Source organism: Streptomyces sp. NRRL F-5122 (assembly GCF_001507435.1).
GTDB classification, from domain to species: domain Bacteria; phylum Actinomycetota; class Actinomycetes; order Streptomycetales; family Streptomycetaceae; genus Streptomyces; species Streptomyces lannensis.
The window spans coordinates 253,481-270,476 of sequence record NZ_LMWH01000254.1; the positions used below are offsets into that span (position 1 = coordinate 253,481).

Here is a 16,996-nt window from a genome sequence, read left to right on the forward strand (position 1 = left end):
AACCCCATGTGATTAACGGACCACCCCCCCGGCACCCCGGGGTGTGGTCCACGTCACGACGACGGCTTGTAGTCCTCGCCCAGCACGACCGAGACATCGGCGCTGTTCGCGATCTTGCCCTTCTGCACGGAGCCGGTGGGCAGGCCCAGCGTCTTGGCCACCTCGACCGCGTTCTCCTTGTCGCTGTCGTCGGCGTACAGGACCTGGGACGTGCTCTGAGCGGTGCCGCTGCCGGCGTCGATGAAGGTGTAGCCGCCGTTGACCAGTGTGACCCGGGCCTGCTCGGCGGTCTTCTTGGCACCGGTGGCGTTCTTGATCCCGACCCGGACGGCGTCGCCCGCCTCCGGACTCTTCACGGTGCCGCCGAGGAGGCTCTTCACCACGGTGTCGGTGGCCTTCTCACTGATGGTGCCGTCGGACTGGACCGGCAGCAGCTCGGTCTTGTACGCCCCCTGCTTGGCGTGGTCGGCCAGTTTGGCGAGGAAGCTGCCGAGGTCCTTGTCGGTCAGGGAGGGGTCGAGGATCTGGGCGAGCGTCTGCACGGTGACGGTGGCCGCCTGCGGGTCCGAGGACAACTTGCGCAGCACGCCCACCATGACCTGGCCGAACCGCTCCAGCTGGGCGTCCTGGGACTCGCCGGAGGCGCGGTAGGTGGCGTAGGCGACGGCCATCTTGCCGCTGAGAGTCTGGTCCTCCCCCTTGTGCACGAGGGGGGCGCCCTTCTTCTTGGCGTCGGGGTCGGGCACGTCGGCGTTCGTGGTGACCTCGACGTTGCCCACGAGCTCGACGAGGTTGTTCAGGTACGGGGTGTCGAGCCGCCAGGTGCCCTCGACCTTGGTGCCGAGGACGGAGTCGATGGCGTCGCCGGTGCCGGAGGAGCCGTCGTCGGCTACCGACTTGGCGAGGGTGGTCGTGGTGCCGTCGTCGGAGGTCAGGGCAAGGGAGTTGGGCAGCAGGACGGTGGCGCCCTGCTTGGTGGTGGTGTTGTCGACGAGCAGCGCGGTCGAGGTGCCGCCGCCCTTGGTGTTGTGCAGATGGACGGCGATCACATCGCGGTTCTGGGCGCCCGCGGCCGTCGCCGTACCGGACTTGCCACCGCCGGAGGAGGTGCCGGGCAGCTTGCCCGCGTACCAGAGGTATCCGACACCGCCGACGGCCACCAGGGCGAGGACCACGACGAGGGCGACGACCCGGCCGCGCGCGCGACGCCTGGCCTCCTCACGGCGCTCGGTGCGGTTCTCGGTGAACTGCAGCCAGTCGATGACGTCTTCGGAGTCGCCGTCGGGCTCCTCGACGAAGGCGAACTGGTCGGTGGCGTAGTCGCCGTCACCGCGCGGTTCCCTCTGCGCGGGGACTTCCGTGTGCCCGGGGGCGCCGCCGGGGCCGCGGTCGGGGGTGCCGGGCGGGCGCCCCGGACCGTTCCCGGCGGGGCCCGTCTGCTGCGGGATGTAGGCGGTCTGCTCGGCAACGCGCGGCTGCTGTCCGCTCGTTGCCGTCCGGCCGTACGGGTCGTGGCCGGTGCCGGGAGCATTGCCGTAGGAGGCGTAGGGGTCGTACGGGGGGACGGGCGGCTGCCGGCCGGTGTCGTGGGCCTGCTGCGTGCCGGTCGCGTACGGGTCGTAGCCGTAGCCCTGGGGCTGCTGGTGCTGCTGGTGCTGCTGGTGCTGCTGGTGCTGCTGGTGCTGCTGGTGCTGCTGCGTACCGTAGGGGTCGTAGCCCTGCGGGGTCTGCTGCGCGGGCACCTGCCGGTACACAGGCTGACCGAACTCGTCGTAACCGACGAGTTCGTACCGGTCGCCCCCCGCGTATCCGTCGTATCGGTCGTTCACCGGTGCCCCTCTCGGCTCACTCGCCGCGGTACAGCTGCCGCTTGTCGATGTAGCGCACCACACCGTCCGGCACCAGGTACCAGACGGGTTCGCCCATGGCGACTCTCGCACGACAGTCTGTGGACGAGATGGCCAGAGCGGGAACCTCGATCAGCGAGACACCGCCCTCCGGAAGACCCGGGTCGGTCAGGGTGTGACCGGGACGGGTGACGCCGATGAAGTGCGCGAGGGAGAACAACTCGTCCGTATAGCGCCAGGTGAGGATCTGGCCCAGCGCGTCGGCCCCGGTGATGAAGAACAGATCGGTGTCGGGGTTGAGCGCCTTCAGGTCGCGCAGGGTGTCCGTGGTGTAGGTGGGGCCGCCGCGGTCGATGTCGATACGGCTGACCGAGAACTGGGGGTTCTCCGCGGTCGCGATGACCGTCATCAGATAGCGGTCCTCGGCCGGGGCCACCTTGCGATCCGTCTTCTGCCAGGGCTGCCCGGTCGGTACGAACACCACCTCGTCGAGATGGAACTGCGCGGCCACCTCGCTGGCCGCGACGAGGTGCCCGTGGTGAATCGGGTCAAACGTTCCGCCCATGACGCCGAGACGGCGTTTGCCCGGGTTGGACGGCCCGTTTCCGGGGCCGGGTCCCGGGCCCTTCGCCGGACCGGTGGGCATGTGCTGCTCTCCCATGCCTGCAGACACTACCGGCCCGGCCGCCGGACACCGGCCCACAGGCCCCCCGGAACGGCCGGGACCAGGCACTTCTGCGGACTCAGCGGTCCCGGTTGAAGCGCGTGGTGATCCACAGCAGCAGGAGGAGGATGACGAGGGCGCCTCCGCCCGTCATGAACGGGCTGATGCTCGCGTGGCGTTCGCCTTCACCCTCGGCGAGCGTGGCCAACTGTGCAGCGGTGCTGTGGAAGCTCATCTTCGGCAGGACCTATCCGGTGTGGGCGGGACAAAGACGTCGGCTCATCGTAAGCGTGCGGCTGCGCACCGATCACGCCGACTCCGCCGTTCAGTGCGTACCGTCCGTGCGGGCCGGCACGACCGTGCCGGTCACCTGCGCTTGTATCCCCGCAGCAGGAACCAGGCGGTCAGGACGCAGCCGACGACCATCACGATCAGCACGACGCGGAGCAGGTCGCCCGGACCCTGCCGGGCGGCGGCGGTCGCGGCCTCGGTGAACCAGGCGGCGGAAGTGTGCTCCATGGGATCGCTCCTTACGGTGTGCTGCCCTGCCACCGTATCTCCGCCTAGGCTGGACTCCGCTTCGGGGGCACATCGGGCATCGCGCGTGCCCACTCCGGTGGGGGCCCGATGATCCATCGCACAGTGGCCATGAGACACATGGGGGAACACATGTCCGACGAAAGCCACCAGCAGAACGGGCACGAGCGCGTGCCGAGCAGGCGGCGCAGGCGCTTCGAGGGGATCTCCTCGCGCGCGTACGAACACCCCGCGGACCGTTCGGCCCTGGTGGCCCTGCGCAAGCTCAGCGGCTTCGACACGGTCTTCAAGGCGCTCAGCGGTCTGCTGCCCGAACGCAGTCTGCGACTGCTGTTCCTGTCCGACTCCGTACGGGTCTCGGACGCGCAGTTCGCCCATCTCAACGACATGCTGCGGGATGCCTGTTACATCCTGGACCTGGAGCAGGTCCCCCCGATGTACGTCACCCAGGACCCGCAGCCGAACGCGATGTGCATCGGTCTGGACGAGCCGATCATCGTCGTGACGACCGGGCTCGTGGAACTGCTCGACGAGGAGGAGATGCGGGCGGTCGTCGGCCACGAGGTCGGGCACGCGCTGTCCGGGCACTCGGTCTACCGGACCGTCCTGCTGTTCCTGACCAACCTGGCGCTCCGTGTCGCCTGGATCCCGCTGGGCAACCTCGCGATCATGGCCATCGTGACCGCGCTGCGGGAGTGGTTCCGCAAGTCGGAGCTGTCGGCCGACCGGGCCGGGCTGCTGGTCGGGCAGGATCTGCAGTCCTCGATGCGGGGGCTGATGAAGATAGCCGGCGGGAACCATCTGCACGAGATGAACGTGGACGCGTTCCTGGAACAGGCGGAGGAGTACGAGGCCGGGGGCGATCTGCGCGACTCGGTGCTGAAGATCCTCAATGTGCTGCCGCGGAGCCACCCCTTCACCACGGTCCGCGCGGCCGAGCTCAAGAAGTGGGCCGCGTCCCGCGACTACCAACGGATCATGGACGGCCACTATCCGCGACGCACCGAGGACAAGCACACCTCGGTGTCGGACTCCTTCCGGGAGTCGGCGGCCAGCTACGCCAACGAGGTCAAGGAGTCCAAGGACCCGCTGATGAAGCTGGTCGGCGATATCGCGGGCGGAGCGGGCGACCTCGGCGGCCGGGTCCGGCGCGGCTTCTCGGGCTTCGGCGGCGGTGCGTCCAAGGACGACCCGCGCCGCGAGCCGCGCGACGCCCAGCGGGACGACGAGGACCCCGACGCCAACGCCTGATCGACGACCGGTCCCGCCCCCGGGCGGCCCGGCGCCCGGACATAGCCCCTGGCCGGGCTCGGGGCCGGGGCGCCACTGCGAGGCGAGGGGGCGGCCTCCTTGGCGGGGCGCTCTTCCCGGCATGGCGGTCTCCGGACCGGCCCGAAGCGTCCGGGCGGCGGTGGGACCTCCCGGCGGAGCAGGCCCCTGGCCCGGCTTCGGGACAGCGGCACCTACTGCCCTGTGGGCATCGCCGCGAAGGAGCCCCGCAACAGCGGCTCCCCCGGCCCCCGGCCGGCCGGGCCGAAGGGAACCGCCTGGCCGCCGTCGCCGGGCCGCGGCCCGCTTCCGGGGCCGTCCTCCACCCCTCCGGGCCCGAGGGGACCCTACAACCGGCCGGTGGACCTTCCAGGGCGGGCGCCGCCCGTCTTCAACATCCCGGAGGCGGCTTCTCAGGACGGCGCCGAAACCCCGGGCCTCCCGGGACGGCACACCTAGACCTTCGGCTGTGCGCTCGTCGACAGGGTGCCGCACAGAGCCGTCGCACTGCCCGTGGCGTAGGGGTCGGTGCCCGCCGGGCCGCCCGCCTTCGCCGTCTGGCCGGCGAGCAGGGGATGCAGATGGTCGGCGGAGTCGTCGGCGCAGGCGAGCGGGCCTGCCTGGACGTACGAGGCGACCAGCTGGGCCTGGTTCATGCGCAGGTCCTCGCGGTCGAAGCGGAAGGTCAGCTCGCGCCGCACGGTGAACAGCGAGGCCTCGGCCTTGGCGTCCGCGCCGGTCGGCTTGAGCGCGTACACCATGGTGTGGTCGGAGGTGACCTCCAGCGTGTCGGAGTCGGCCTCCGTCGCCTGGAGCGTGCCCTGGACACGGATGCTGCGGTCGGCCAGCTGGACCCGGGACGGGTCGAAGCGCACCAGCCAGCCGGTGGGAGCGTGCCGTCCGTCGGCGGCCGGGTGGCTGAAGCTCTGATCGAACTGGTCGAGCTGCTGGGGGTCGAGCAGTACGCGGACCGAGCGCACGGCGCCGCCGGTGAGCACGGCCGGATCCAGCGAGGACTCGACGAGGTAGTCCTTCGCGGTGGTCAGCGCGGCGACGACCTGGCTGTCGGAGAAGTGGGCGGTGCGCCGGGTGGCGGGGAACGTGACGCCCTTGGCGCCGACGCGGAACTCGGCGGCGGGGCTGTGCGTGTACAGCGCCTCGGGGTCGGTGGAGCCGGGTACGGCGGACTGCGGGGCGAGGGGTATCACCGTCATGCGCAGCGGCTCGACCGGCTGCGTCTCCGGCGCCGGATACGGGTGGCGCACTCCCATGTAGATCGCGGTGCCGAACGCGACGGCTATCAGCAGGACCAGGATGAGCGCCTGCCGGGTCAGCCCCCGGTGCAGCGGGGGGCGCCGGCGCACGGCGGGGGCGTGATCCCCCATGCGTTCGCGCGCCGAGAACTCCTGGAGCCGGGCAGCCCTGACGAACGACTCGTCGAACACGACGGATCGGTACTCGTCCTCACCACCACCGGGAGCGCCCTCGGGTGTCCCCTCCGGTGGGTCTCCAGGCCCGCCCATATCTTCAGAGTAGGTCTCCGGGAGCTCAGGTAAACGCCCTGCTACGCGACAAGTTCTGACAGGTTCTCACCAGGCTTTCGAACGGATGTCGAACAAGCCCGTCGCAGCCCTCAGGGCGTTCTGGGCACCGCAGAGAACGCCGGTGGCGAATAGTCCGCGGAGGCCGAGGGAACCGTGCCGGCACCGGTCTTCCGGCCCTGTTCCAGACCGGTGGTGGCGGGGGGCGGGACCTGCTCCTGGCGGCCCGAGGACGCGCCCCGGTACACCGCCGTGAACGCCAGTGCGACCATCCCTATGCCCATCACGAGGGCCAGCATCCAGGCGACCGGGCGGTGCCAGCGGGCGCCCCTGGCATAGGCGCCCGGAGCGCCGTAGCGGCCCTCGAGGATCTCCGGGTCGTCGAGGTCGTCCAGATCGCGGCCGGGACCGAACTCTCCGCCGTCGTCGGGGTCGAACCCGTCCTCGTAGCGGTCGTCGTCTCCGCGTGCGCCCCGGGCGTGCGCCCGGCGCGCCTCGGCCTCCTGGGCATCCGCGCGGGCTTGGGCGGCGGCGAGGAGTCTCTCGACCGCCGTCGGCTCGTGGACCACGGCTGCACGTACGAAGGCCTCGTCGAAGACCACGGAGGCGAACTCTTCGTCCATACCTCCGCGGTCGCGGTCGTCGTCGGGCTCCCGGCCGTCACCAGACGGCGTGCCCCCCACGTCCTCCGGCACGGCTCCAGAGTAGACCTGGGGGGTCAATTTGGGCAGACGGTAAGGAAATTCATCCGCCCGGCGAGACGGCTTCAAAGCCGCTTGCCAGGGACAACCGGCCGTGCTTGTCTGAGCGGCCGCTCAGCGGCGGATGTGCCCGTCGCCGGTCACGATGTACTTGGTGCTCGTCAGTTCGGGCAGGCCCATGGGGCCCCTGGCGTGCAGCTTCTGCGTGGAGATGCCGATCTCCGCGCCGAAGCCGAACTGGCCGCCGTCCGTGAAGCGCGTCGAGGCGTTCACGGCGACCGTCGTCGAATCGACCAATTGGGTGAAGCGACGGGCCGCCTGCTGAGAGGTGGTGACGATCGCCTCGGTGTGCCCGGAACTCCACAGCCGGATGTGCTGCACGGCCCGGTCCAGGGAGTCCACGACCGCGGCGGCGATGTCGTAGGAGAGGTACTCGGTGTCCCAGTCCTCGGGCGTGGCCTCCACCACCGTGGCCTTCGAGCCCTTGGCGCAGGCCATCACGCGCTCGTCGCCGTGCACGGTGACCCCGGCCGCGGCGAGGGCGTCCAGGGCCCGCGGCAGGAACTCGGGGGCGATGTCCTGGTGGACGAGCAGCGTCTCGGCGGCGTTGCACACGCTCACGCGGTGGGCCTTGGAGTTGATCAGGATGTCGACCGCCATGTCGATGTCGGCCTGCGCGTCGACGTAGACATGGCAGTTTCCGGTGCCGGTCTCGATCACGGGGACCGTGGACTCCTCCACCACCGTGCGGATCAGCGAGGCACCGCCGCGCGGGATGAGCACGTCGACCAGGCCGCGGGCGCGCATCAGCTCGCGCACGGACTCCCGGCTCTCGCCGGGCACGAGCTGCACGGCGTCGGCGGGCAGCCCGGAGCCGCCCACGGCGTCGCGCAGGACCCGGACGAGGGCGGTGTTCGACTCGTGCGCGGAGGACGAGCCGCGCAGCAGCACGGCGTTCCCGGACTTCAGGCACAGCGCGGCGGCGTCGACCGTCACATTCGGCCGGGCCTCGTAGATGATCCCCACCACGCCGAGCGGGACGCGGACCTGGCGCAGGTCGATACCGTTGGGCAGGGTGGAGCCGCGGACGACCTCGCCGACCGGATCAGGGAGGGCGGCGACGTCCCTGACGTCGGAGGCGATGGCCCGGATCCGCTCCGGCGTGAGCGTGAGCCGGTCGATGATCGCCTCGCTGGTGCCCGCCTCACGGGCCCGGTCGATGTCCTTGGCGTTCGCGTCGACGATCTCGCTCGCGCGGACCTCCAGCGCGTCCGCGACGGCCAGCAGCGCGTCGTCCTTCTCGACCCGCGGCATCGGCGCGAGGTCGTCGGCGGCGGCCTTGGCGCGATAGGCGGCCTGGGCGACCGGGGACATCGAGTCGTACGGCGAGAGCGTGGTCATGAGGGAAGGGTAGTGCTCCGGACGGTACCGTCCACGGCTTGTTCCACTCACCGAGACACCCTCAAAACGGGTGAACTCCGACCGGTGTCGCCGGGGGCGGCCCGTATCCCTCGGCCACCCGCTGGTGATAGGTCTCGCGGTCGACGACCTCGAGGCCGACGATCTCCCAGGGCGGCAGCCCGGCCGTGTGGCGGTGCTCGCCCCACAGCCGCAGCGCGACCGCGGCGGCGTCGTGCAGGTCGCGGGCCTCCTCCCAGTACCGGATCTCCGCGTGATCTCCTGCGTAGCGGCTGGTCATCAGGAAGGGGTGGTCGTGGGCGAGCTGCTCGAGGGCGCGCCGCACCTCCGTCTCGGGGGCCCGGTCTCCCGACACGCTGAGCGTGACATGCCACAGCCGGGGGACGTCGCCGGGTGTCTCGTGCGTGTCCCGTTCCGGGGCTTCCGTGACGCCGGTCAGTGCGCGCTCCTCCCCGGGCGTGCGGACCGTACCGCCGTCACGAGGGACACCGGAGGTGCCGCGACCGCGGAACGCCGCCGCCCCAGGGCGCACTCGTCTCACGACGGCCTCCTTACGCAGTGCTCGTGCAGAACATGTCCCCGAGACAAAGTGGAGCAGGCCCCAGGGCTTCATGGGGCGGTTTTACGGAACGTCCCCCACCGGGAACCCGTAAAGAGCGGACCTTTGGGCCGGTTACGGGTGCAGGATGACCAGGTCGTCCCGGTGCACGACCTCGCGTTCGTAGGCGGGGCCCAGTTCGCGCGCCAGTTCCCGGGTCGAGCGGCCGATCAGCCGGGGGATCTCCTTGGCGTCGAAGTTGACGAGCCCGCGCGCCACCGCCACACCCGCGCTGTCGCGCAGTTCGACGGGGTCGCCAGCGGTGAAGTCGCCCTCGACCGAGGCGATGCCGGCGGGCAGCAGCGACGTGCGGCGCTCGACCACCGCGCGCACGGCGCCGTCGTCGAGCGTGAGCGCGCCCTGCGGGGTGGAGGCGTGCTGCAGCCACAGCAGCCGGTCCGCGGAGCGCTTGCCCGTGGGGTGGAAATAGGTGCCGGTGTCCCGGCCCGCAAGGGCGTCGGCGGCGTGGACGGCGGAGGTGAGCACCACGGGGATGCCCGCCGCCGCCGCGATCCGGGCCGCCTCGATCTTGGTGACCATGCCGCCGGTGCCGACGCCGGCCTTGCCCGCGCTGCCGATCTCCACATGGGCGAGGTCCTCGGGCCCTCGCACCTCCGCTATCCGCGAGGTGCCGGGCCTGCTGGGGTCCCCGTCGTACACGCCGTCCACGTCCGACAGCAGGACCAGCAGATCGGCGTGGACCAGGTGGGCGACGAGCGCGGCGAGGCGGTCGTTGTCGCCGAAGCGGATCTCGTCCGTGGCGACCGTGTCGTTCTCGTTGACGACCGGGAGCGCGCCCATCGACAGGAGCTTGTCGAGGGTGCGGGCTGCGTTGCGGTGATGGGCGCGGCGACTGGTGTCGTCGGAGGTGAGCAGCACCTGGCCGACACGGACGCCGTGGCGGGCGCAGGAGGCGGTGTAACGGGCCACCAGCAGACCCTGGCCGACACTGGCCGCGGCCTGCTGCCGGGCCAGGTCCCGGGGGCGGCGGCGCAGTCCGAGGGGGGCGAGACCGGCGGCGATCGCACCCGAGGAGACCAGGACGATCTCCTTCTCGCCTCCACTGCGGTGCTTGGCGAGCACGTCGACGAGTGCGTCGACACGATCGGCGTCCAGCCCGCCCGCCGCCGTGGTCAGCGAGGAGGAGCCCACCTTGACAACGATCCGATGAGCCTCTGCCACGGCCTGCCTTGCCCCAGCCACCTGCTGTGCTTCCCCTCGCGCGTCGGTCCGTCCCCCGCCCGGCAATCTACGCGAACGAGCAGAGGTGGCGCGCATCGTTCCAGCACCCGGACGAGCACAGTGTGATCACTTGCTCACGTCTCGCACACGGCAAAAAGGTTGCACTGGTTGCCTATAGAAATTAAAGATGATGCAAACATAATTTGAACACCGTGTCACCTAACGTTCACCACGCACGGCGTGTGCTTCTGAGGTCGGGGAAGAGCCCCTACGACGTCGTCCCCGTGGAGGAAGCCCTCCATCGCGATGTCATCGCCACCAACGCGGGCAATCTGATCTTCAGCGACGCCGCCCACAAGATCCTCGAGACACCGCACACCAAGGTGGTCTCGAACGGAATGCGGGCAGATGCCGCCATGGCGGCGAGGATCAACGAGGAGTACGACGCCTTCGTCGTACCGCTCGCCAATGCGTTCCGGCCCTCCTTCGAGACCGGGCTGCAGCGTCTGACGCGACTCATCGGAAAGCTGCGGATCCCCGTGGTGGTGCTGGGCATAGGTGCGCAGACCGGGCTCAGCTACGACCCGGCGCGGCTGAAGCCGATGGAGCCCACCGTCCGCGAGTTCGTCTCGGCGGTGCTCGACCGCAGCGCGTCCATCGGCGTGCGCGGCGAGTTCACGGAGAAGTACCTGAAGGACATGGGGTTCAGGGACGTCGAGATCATCGGCTGCCCCTCGATGTTCCTGTACGGCAAGGAACTCACCGTGGACAAGCGGGTGCCCGCCCTGACGCCCGAGTCCCGGATCGCCATCAACGGCTCGCACAGCGCGGTGCAGAGGCAGGGGCTCGACCGGATCATCACCCGGGCCCATGCGCGCTATCCGCATCTGCGCTTCATCGGCCAGAACCTGAGCGACGCGCGGCAGTTGCACTGGCGGGACCTGTCGGACGCGAACGGCCGTGTCACCGGGATGCCGACCCACCCGGACCACCCCATGTACCGCGAGGACAAGGTCCGGGTCTACATCGATCCCGTCACCTGGATCGACGACCTGCGCGACTTCGACTTCTCCTTCGGCTCCCGCATCCACGGCAACATCGCCGCCCTGCTGGCGGGCACTCCCGCGACGGTGCTGTGCGCGGACTCGCGGACGCTGGAACTGTGCCGGTACTTCGACATCCCGCACCGCAGGATCGACAACCTGCCCGAGGACCTCGACCCGGCCCGGCTCTACGAGGAGGCCGACTTCAGCGCGCTGCTCGGCGGTCACCAGGAGCGCTTCGAACGTTTCACGGCGTTCCTGGACAGCAACGGCCTGGCGAACACCTTCACCCACGGCGACGGCGGTGCCGCCTTCGACGAGCGGATGCGGTCGCTGTCCTTCCCGGCCGGCCTGCGCCCCTGGAACGACAGCGACGTCGCCTCGCTCACATCGCGGTTCGGCTGGCTGCAGAGCCGCATCATCGAACTGAGTCAGGACAACGCGAAGTTGAGGCGCGACGTGGCGCGGGCGAACGCGAACGCCAAGGCCGCCGCGGCGGTGCCGCCGCCGTCGGTCTACCGCCGGGCGCGCCGGGCGGTGGGGCGGCCGCTCCGCAAGGCGTTGCAGTCCGGGGGCAAGTGAGCGGTCCCGCACGGCCGTTCCACAACGGCTGCCGGGGGTGCGCCCTTGCGGGCGGGCCCCCGGCAGCGGGTCTCAGGCCGCCCGCCGCACCTTCAGCATCCGCCGGGCCGCCTTGCGCAGCCGCTCGAAGTGGACCGGCGTCGCCAGCGGCTTGAACTTTTCGATGGTGAGCGTCTCGCGGGTCGTCGGCACGAACCACTCGTCCGGGAGGCCCGCGGCGCCGTCGCGGAAGTGCGGGTAGCCGACGTAGGCCTTGCCACCGGCCGGGTCCATGAAGACCGTGGGCGCCTTGTTCGCCTTGACGAACTCCAGCACGTCGGACAGCAGGTCCGCGCGGCCCCGCGCCACCAGGTGCAGCCGGAGCCGCTCGTTGACCTTCATCCGCTCGGCGATGCCCTCGTGCCAGTACGCGTCCATCATCGGCTTGGCGAGCTCCAGCTTGTGGGCGCGCACCTCCTCGTCGTTGTTCAGGAAGACGGGCCCGAACTGCGGCAGGAGGGTGATCAGGAAGGGGCGGACCATCAGGGAGTCGCGGCGCGGGCCCTCGGGCACGAGCTCGGCGATGAGCTTCATGAGGGCACGGGCCGAGTCGAAGCGCAGGGTGTAGCTGCCGGTCTTGGTGACGTGCTTGCCGTCGCTCCGGCCGACCAGGTAGTAGCAGGTGTAGTCGGCGATCACGGAGACGCCGTCCGCGCGCAGATACGCCTCCATCGTGAACAGGGCGTCCTCGCCGGTCCTCAGCGACTCGTCGAAGCGCATCCCGTGCCGTGCGAGCAGCTCCCGGCGGAAGAGCTTCTGGGCGCTCAGCGTGAACTTGATCTTCGAGGAGAAGACGTCGGTCCGCGGCAGCGTCCTGCCCCACATCGACTTGGGGGCGTTGCGGTTGACGCCCACGACCTTGCCGAGCACGACATCGGTCCGCTGCTCGTCGGCCATGGCGACCATGCGCTCCAGCGCCTCGGCCCCGAGCCGGTCGTCCGCGTCGAGGAAGAACACATACCGTCCACGGGCCCTCTCCAGACCCACGTTGCGCGGGCCGCTGGGGCCACCGGAGTTCTCCTGGTGGATGACGGTGACCGCCATGGGAGCCTGCTTGGCGAACTCCTCCAGGCGGTCGCCCGTCCCGTCCGTCGAGCCGTCGTCGACGGCGATGACCTCGATCCGCGCCGGGTCGAGCGTCTGCGCCTGCACCGACTCCAGGCACTCGACCAGGTACGGCATAGCCTCGTACGCCCCGATGATCACAGATACATCAGGCTGCGCAACGGTCACGCTTCCCCCTTGTCACGGGAACTTTCCCCGCATGTCATCAACACTTACCCATAAGAGAGCCGACGGCGGGCGAAGGTTGCCCCCACCCCAATGATTCGTGGCACACGTCACATGGCGAACAGACAGAAAACCACGGTAGGCCGTCACGGTAAGAGCAAGGAAAGGGCCCGGGCGCCGAGGAGTGCTCCCTCGGCGCCCGGGCCCTCGGGCCGTGGCGCGTGTCAGCCCTTGACCACGTCGGTCGACTCATCGGCGGGTGTGGGGCGCTGGCCGGGCACCGCGCCCGCCCGCTCGGCGACGGTCCCCCGACCGGCGGTCTCCAGACGGTGGTTGCGGGCCTCCGCCTTCTGTGCCAGGTCGCTCACGGCGGCGTTGAACTGCTCGATCGACGTCGGCTCGTCCGGGCCCAGCAGATAGCGCCTGAGCTCTCCGCGTTCGGCGGTCAGCGGGTCTGCCGCGGGATCCCGGACGGCCGTCAGCAGCTCGTCCAGTTCACGCGCGGAGTTCGACAGGATCACGGCCGCGCGTACCGCCGTGTTCTGCCGCTTGAACTCCTCGACGCCCAGCTCCGCGGAGTCGGTGACGGCGTACGGCTTGCCGCTCGCGATGAAGTCGGAGACCACGCTGGAGATGTCGGAGACCATCGCGTCGGAGACGTTGAAGCAGTCGTACAGACGCGGCTCGGAGCCCGTGATGACGCGGTGCTGCCAGGAGCCGAAGGAGCGCCAGTAGGCGTCGTTCCACTCGGCCCGCAGCCGGGCGATCTCCTCGTGCTTGGCCACGTCGACCAGACCGTCGCGGGTCGCCTCGGCTTCGTCGCCGCTGTCGTCGACCGGACCGCTCAGCTCGCCGAGCCGGGCCGTGATGCGGACCAGCTCGGCCTTGGCGCGGGTCTGGGCCGCGGCGTCCGCGGTGAAGCGCGGGTCGGCGGCGCGCTCGGTGGCGGCCTTCTCGACCAGGGCGGTGATCCGCCGGTGCGCGGCGCCCGCCTTGGCGCTGCGGGTCCCGGTGAAGGGGTGGGGCTTGTAGAGGACACGGACCGGCCGGTCGGCGGCGAGCAGCTTCTTCACGATGTTCTCGCCGGCCAGCAGGAGCGAGGTGTTGCCCGGGTTGTCGTCCCAGCCCTCCCAGGTGGGGGCGTACAGGACGGTCGGGATGCGCCCCTCGGGCACGCCCTGCCAGGGCTGGATGGGCGCGAGCTGCGGGCGGCCGACCTCGACGATGTCGTCGTCGCGGACGCCGACGTCGGCCAGGGCGTAGCGGTCACGGCCCGCACGGCCGGCCGTCCACACCTCGTCGTAGACCTTGCTGAACGGGTTGACGCTGGCGAGCTTGTCGCTGTCGCCGTGGCCGATGAAGACGTGCTTCATCGTCGGGACGCGCAGCATGTGGATGTTCTTGCCGACGTTCGCCGCGTACAGCGTGACGCGCACCGTGGACAGGTCCAGGTTCATCAGGTGCACCCCTCCGGGCACGCAGATGACGGGGACCGTGGTGGGCTGGAGGTTCTCCAGGATGGCGCGCTCGCGGAGGATGATCAGCGGACGGGTCTCCAGCCGCTCCATCGTGTCCAGCCACATGTTGACCTGGTAGGCCGAGTCCTTGGAGCCCGAGAAGTACAGCACCGTCTCCGGGCGGTACTCGCGCAACCAGGCACTGACCGCCTTGAGTACCGCGTCCGCCTTCGGCGGGATCCTCCGGCCGCGGATGTACGGGACGAGCGCGGCGACGTAGAGGAAGGCCAGCACCAGGGTGACGGCCACGCCGGTGAGGCCGTAGACGACCCGGTCGGTGGCGGCGGTGACCAGCAGGCCGACAACGGCGGCGAGGTCGAGGTGGAGCATCTTCTCGGCGGCGCGGTCGAGCAGCAGACGCGGCGGGGCGTCCGGGATGCGGATCCGCGAGACGAGGTCGACGTTGCGGGTGGCGATCGGCATCCTGCGGCGGTTGCGGATCAGGGTGACCAGGGCGCCGTGCGGGGCCTGGAAGCCGTAGAAGGCGAGGAAGCAGCCGATCGCCGCGTAGAAGACCACGTCGCTGGAGAGCGAGAGCCGGGCCATGAGCAGGACCAGCAGCAGCTGTCTGATCAGGAACCGTATGGACAGACCGGCCCGCACCTTGCCGAGGCGGTTGATCAGATAGCTGCCGCGCCGATGCAGAAAGTGGTCCGCGAGGTACGTCACTGCGGCCGCGGCCGCGAAGGCACCGACGCTCGGGAGGAGCGCGGCCAGCATCAGCACGGGGAAGCCCAGCATCATGAGGGCCGCCGCGGCAAGCTCGGCCGCACTGCCCACCCGGGCAACGCGTATAGCGGTGGAAATCACGGGGGAACCTGCTCTTGGAGGGAGAGTGCCGGTGGTGGTACGGAGAAAAACTTCGGTAGGTCTTCGAAAAGGAATCGGAAAGTTCCTGCAGCCGATCTGGATTTTATGGATTCAGGCCCCTGCGTCCGCGCATTCGTCGCGCAATCACAGAGGCCTGAATTCCGGAAACCAAGGAAATTTCGACTACGCCACGCCGTCCTGGCGGTCCAGGACGCCGGCCAGAGCCGCTTCGAAACCGGATGCCCTGCCCGCGTCCGCCGTCGGATCCTGCTGGCGTACGTCGATGACATGGCCGGTCAGTTCGGAGACGAGGACATCGAGCGAGGTCCGCGCCACCGCCTCGGAGGACAGCAGCGAGCCGTCGGGCTCCTGCCCGAAGGCCTTGGTGCGCATCGGGGTGGCGGTGCGCTCCGGGTTGATGCAGTTGACGCGGATGCCGTCGCCGGCCCATTCGTCGGACAGCGCCTGGGTGAGGTTCACCATGGCCGCCTTGGTCGAGGAGTACAGGCTGTACTCGGCGCGGCCGCGGGTGTAGCTGCTGGAGGTGTACAGCAGCAACTGCCCCTGGGTCTCGGCGAGGTACTTGTAGGAGGAGCGGGCGATCTGCACCGGGGCCAGGTAGTTGACCTTCAGCGCTTCCTCGATGGTCGCGTTGTCGGTCTCGGCGAGCTTGCCGATGCGCAACACGCCGGCGGTGTTGACGACGTAGTCGATGCGTCCGGTCTCGGCGTAGGCCTTGGACAGCGCGTCGTCGACCTCCTCCGGGTTCTCCACGTGCGTTCCGGTGGTGGAGCGGCCGAGCGCATACACCTTGGCGCCATAGGACTCGGCCAGCTCGGCGATGTCCTTGCCGATGCCGTACGAGCCGCCGAAGACGACGACGGTCCTGCCGCTGAGGAGTTCCCGGTAGGCCTCCTCGCCGTTCTGCTCGGGCGCGGCGGTGGAGGCGAGCTGGAACAGCTTGTCGGCGATGAACACGTCGACCGGCTGCGTGACCTTCATGTTGTACTCGTCGCCCGCGACCACGTGGATCGGCACGTCCGGCAGATACCTGAGAACGACGGTGCAGTCGTCGGTGGCCTGGAAGTTGGGGTCGCCCGCGGCGACCTCGTAGGCGCGGCGGATCGTGGACAGCTTGAACGCCTGCGGGGTCTGGCCGCGGCGCAGCCGGGAGCGGTCCGGGATCTCGGTGATGAATTCGCCGTCCTCGCCGTGCGTGCGGGTCACGATGATGGTGTCCGCCGACGGGATGGCGACGTCGACGGCCTGGTAGCGCTCCAGGGCCGCGACGCAGTCGTCGATCACGCGCCGCGACAGCAGGGGGCGGACGGCGTCGTGGAACAGGACGTTGCGGTCCTCGCCCTCGGCCAGCCCCTCACCGAGCACGGCGATGGCGCGCTCGGTGGTCTCGTTCCGCGTGGAGCCGCCCTCGATGATCTGCGTCACCTTGGTGAAGCCCGCCTTGGCGACGATCTTCTCGAGATCCGGCACATAGCCCGGCGCCATCAGCACGATGACGTCGTCGATGGAGTCGGCCTTCTCGAAGGTGGTCAGCGTGTGCTCGATCACCGCCTTGCCGGCGATCTTCAGCAGCTGCTTCGGAATCGACAGACCCACGCGCTGACCGGTGCCACCAGCCAGGATCACTGCGGTGGTACGGGGCTTGGCTATGCGCTCAGACACAAGTGACCTACCTCGGGCTTCAGGGAACCTTCGGATGGTCCCACTTTCAGTAAGCGAAGTGCAAGGTGAGCGCCCTCTGCTGCATATGTAGGCGCAACCTGCTATTCACCTTCTACCCTCGTCGATCTCCGAAGTGCCTGCCTGGATTGTCCAGATTTGCTGTGAGTAACTCCACACGTTTCTCACGCGTTTTCGTTGCACTTTCCCCTGCGGCGTCTTCCGAACACGAAGACCGGGTGCGCGGCGCACTCACCGTCGGCGCATCCGCCGTAGCGCTCGGTGGCCGAGCACCCTGAGCAACTCGCGGGACGAGGTCCGTTGCACGGACCGCACC

At 69.8% G+C, this 16,996-nt stretch carries 14 protein-coding genes; 2 read left to right on the plus strand and 12 right to left on the minus strand.

Annotated elements, in window-relative coordinates; all coding sequences use genetic code 11:
• Positions 1-53: 53 nt before the first annotated feature.
• The 4 genes from ADL25_RS33000 to ADL25_RS49970 all read right to left on the minus strand — a co-directional run bounded on the left by ADL25_RS33000 (position 54) and on the right by ADL25_RS49970 (position 3,030).
• The gene (locus ADL25_RS33000) at positions 54-1,829 is read right to left on the minus strand and encodes an LCP family protein (RefSeq protein ID WP_059131553.1); all 1,776 of its coding nucleotides are present in this window, start codon (positions 1,827-1,829) and stop codon (positions 54-56) included.
• A gap of 16 nt (positions 1,830-1,845) precedes the next feature.
• On the minus strand, positions 1,846-2,508 hold the full coding sequence (gene nadD / locus ADL25_RS33005; protein WP_059131554.1) for a nicotinate-nucleotide adenylyltransferase: 663 nt from the start codon (positions 2,506-2,508) through the stop codon (positions 1,846-1,848).
• A gap of 82 nt (positions 2,509-2,590) precedes the next feature.
• The gene (locus ADL25_RS49965) at positions 2,591-2,746 is read right to left on the minus strand and encodes a hypothetical protein (protein ID WP_181923042.1); all 156 of its coding nucleotides are present in this window, start codon (positions 2,744-2,746) and stop codon (positions 2,591-2,593) included.
• A gap of 131 nt (positions 2,747-2,877) precedes the next feature.
• A complete protein-coding gene (locus ADL25_RS49970) occupies positions 2,878-3,030 on the minus strand; it encodes a hypothetical protein (protein ID WP_181923043.1) in 153 nt (50 codons plus the stop codon).
• Between the two features lie 150 nt (positions 3,031-3,180).
• Here ADL25_RS49970 and ADL25_RS33010 point away from each other — a divergent pair, with 150 nt between their 5' ends.
• Positions 3,181-4,299, plus strand: a complete 1,119-nt coding sequence (locus ADL25_RS33010; RefSeq protein ID WP_059131652.1) for a M48 family metallopeptidase — start codon at positions 3,181-3,183, stop codon at positions 4,297-4,299.
• 473 nt (positions 4,300-4,772) lie between these two features.
• Here ADL25_RS33010 and ADL25_RS33015 read toward each other — a convergent pair whose 3' ends face one another.
• From ADL25_RS33015 to proB, 5 genes are all read right to left on the minus strand, one after another.
• On the minus strand, positions 4,773-5,840 hold the full coding sequence (locus tag ADL25_RS33015; protein ID WP_059131555.1) for a hypothetical protein: 1,068 nt from the start codon (positions 5,838-5,840) through the stop codon (positions 4,773-4,775).
• A 110-nt stretch (positions 5,841-5,950) separates the two neighbouring features.
• The gene (locus ADL25_RS33020; protein WP_059131556.1) at positions 5,951-6,580 is read right to left on the minus strand and encodes a hypothetical protein; all 630 of its coding nucleotides are present in this window, start codon (positions 6,578-6,580) and stop codon (positions 5,951-5,953) included.
• Between the two features lie 93 nt (positions 6,581-6,673).
• Complete coding sequence (locus ADL25_RS33025) at positions 6,674-7,960, minus strand: glutamate-5-semialdehyde dehydrogenase (protein WP_059131557.1); 1,287 nt, start codon at positions 7,958-7,960, stop codon at positions 6,674-6,676.
• 61 nt (positions 7,961-8,021) lie between these two features.
• Positions 8,022-8,519 (minus strand): hypothetical protein, encoded by a 498-nt coding sequence (locus ADL25_RS33030; protein ID WP_181923044.1) that lies wholly within the window; start codon positions 8,517-8,519, stop codon positions 8,022-8,024.
• A 132-nt stretch (positions 8,520-8,651) separates the two neighbouring features.
• Positions 8,652-9,758: a glutamate 5-kinase gene (gene proB / locus ADL25_RS33035; protein ID WP_059131559.1), complete on the minus strand. Its 1,107-nt coding sequence runs from the start codon at positions 9,756-9,758 to the stop codon at positions 8,652-8,654.
• A gap of 242 nt (positions 9,759-10,000) precedes the next feature.
• Between proB and ADL25_RS33040 the strand changes: the two genes are divergently transcribed.
• Positions 10,001-11,383, plus strand: coding sequence for a polysaccharide pyruvyl transferase family protein (locus tag ADL25_RS33040; protein WP_234381124.1), 1,383 nt, complete (start codon positions 10,001-10,003; stop codon positions 11,381-11,383).
• Between the two features lie 72 nt (positions 11,384-11,455).
• Here the strand turns inward: ADL25_RS33040 and ADL25_RS33045 are convergent, their stop codons facing one another.
• The 3 genes from ADL25_RS33045 to ADL25_RS33055 all read right to left on the minus strand — a co-directional run bounded on the left by ADL25_RS33045 (position 11,456) and on the right by ADL25_RS33055 (position 16,662).
• A complete protein-coding gene (locus tag ADL25_RS33045; protein ID WP_059131560.1) occupies positions 11,456-12,655 on the minus strand; it encodes a glycosyltransferase family 2 protein in 1,200 nt (399 codons plus the stop codon).
• A gap of 221 nt (positions 12,656-12,876) precedes the next feature.
• Positions 12,877-14,949: a hypothetical protein gene (locus ADL25_RS33050; protein ID WP_059131561.1), complete on the minus strand. Its 2,073-nt coding sequence runs from the start codon at positions 14,947-14,949 to the stop codon at positions 12,877-12,879.
• Between the two features lie 213 nt (positions 14,950-15,162).
• Positions 15,163-16,662: a bifunctional cytidylyltransferase/SDR family oxidoreductase gene (locus ADL25_RS33055; protein WP_059131562.1), complete on the minus strand. Its 1,500-nt coding sequence runs from the start codon at positions 16,660-16,662 to the stop codon at positions 15,163-15,165.
• Between the last annotated feature and the right edge of the window lie 334 nt (positions 16,663-16,996).

What these genes read in the sequence shown, in the direction of transcription:
- ADL25_RS49970 (WP_181923043.1), bottom strand. Translation starts at nt 3,030, where the DNA reads ATGGAGCACACTTCCGCCGCCTGGTTCACCGAGGCCGCGACCGCCGCC.
- ADL25_RS49965 (WP_181923042.1), bottom strand. Translation starts at nt 2,746, where the DNA reads ATGAGCTTCCACAGCACCGCTGCACAGTTGGCCACGCTCGCCGAGGGT.
- nadD (WP_059131554.1), bottom strand. Translation starts at nt 2,508, where the DNA reads ATGGGAGAGCAGCACATGCCCACCGGTCCGGCGAAGGGCCCGGGACCC.
- ADL25_RS33010 (WP_059131652.1), top strand. Translation starts at nt 3,181, where the DNA reads ATGTCCGACGAAAGCCACCAGCAGAACGGGCACGAGCGCGTGCCGAGC.
- ADL25_RS33025 (WP_059131557.1), bottom strand. Translation starts at nt 7,960, where the DNA reads ATGACCACGCTCTCGCCGTACGACTCGATGTCCCCGGTCGCCCAGGCC.
- ADL25_RS33015 (WP_059131555.1), bottom strand. Translation starts at nt 5,840, where the DNA reads ATGGGCGGGCCTGGAGACCCACCGGAGGGGACACCCGAGGGCGCTCCC.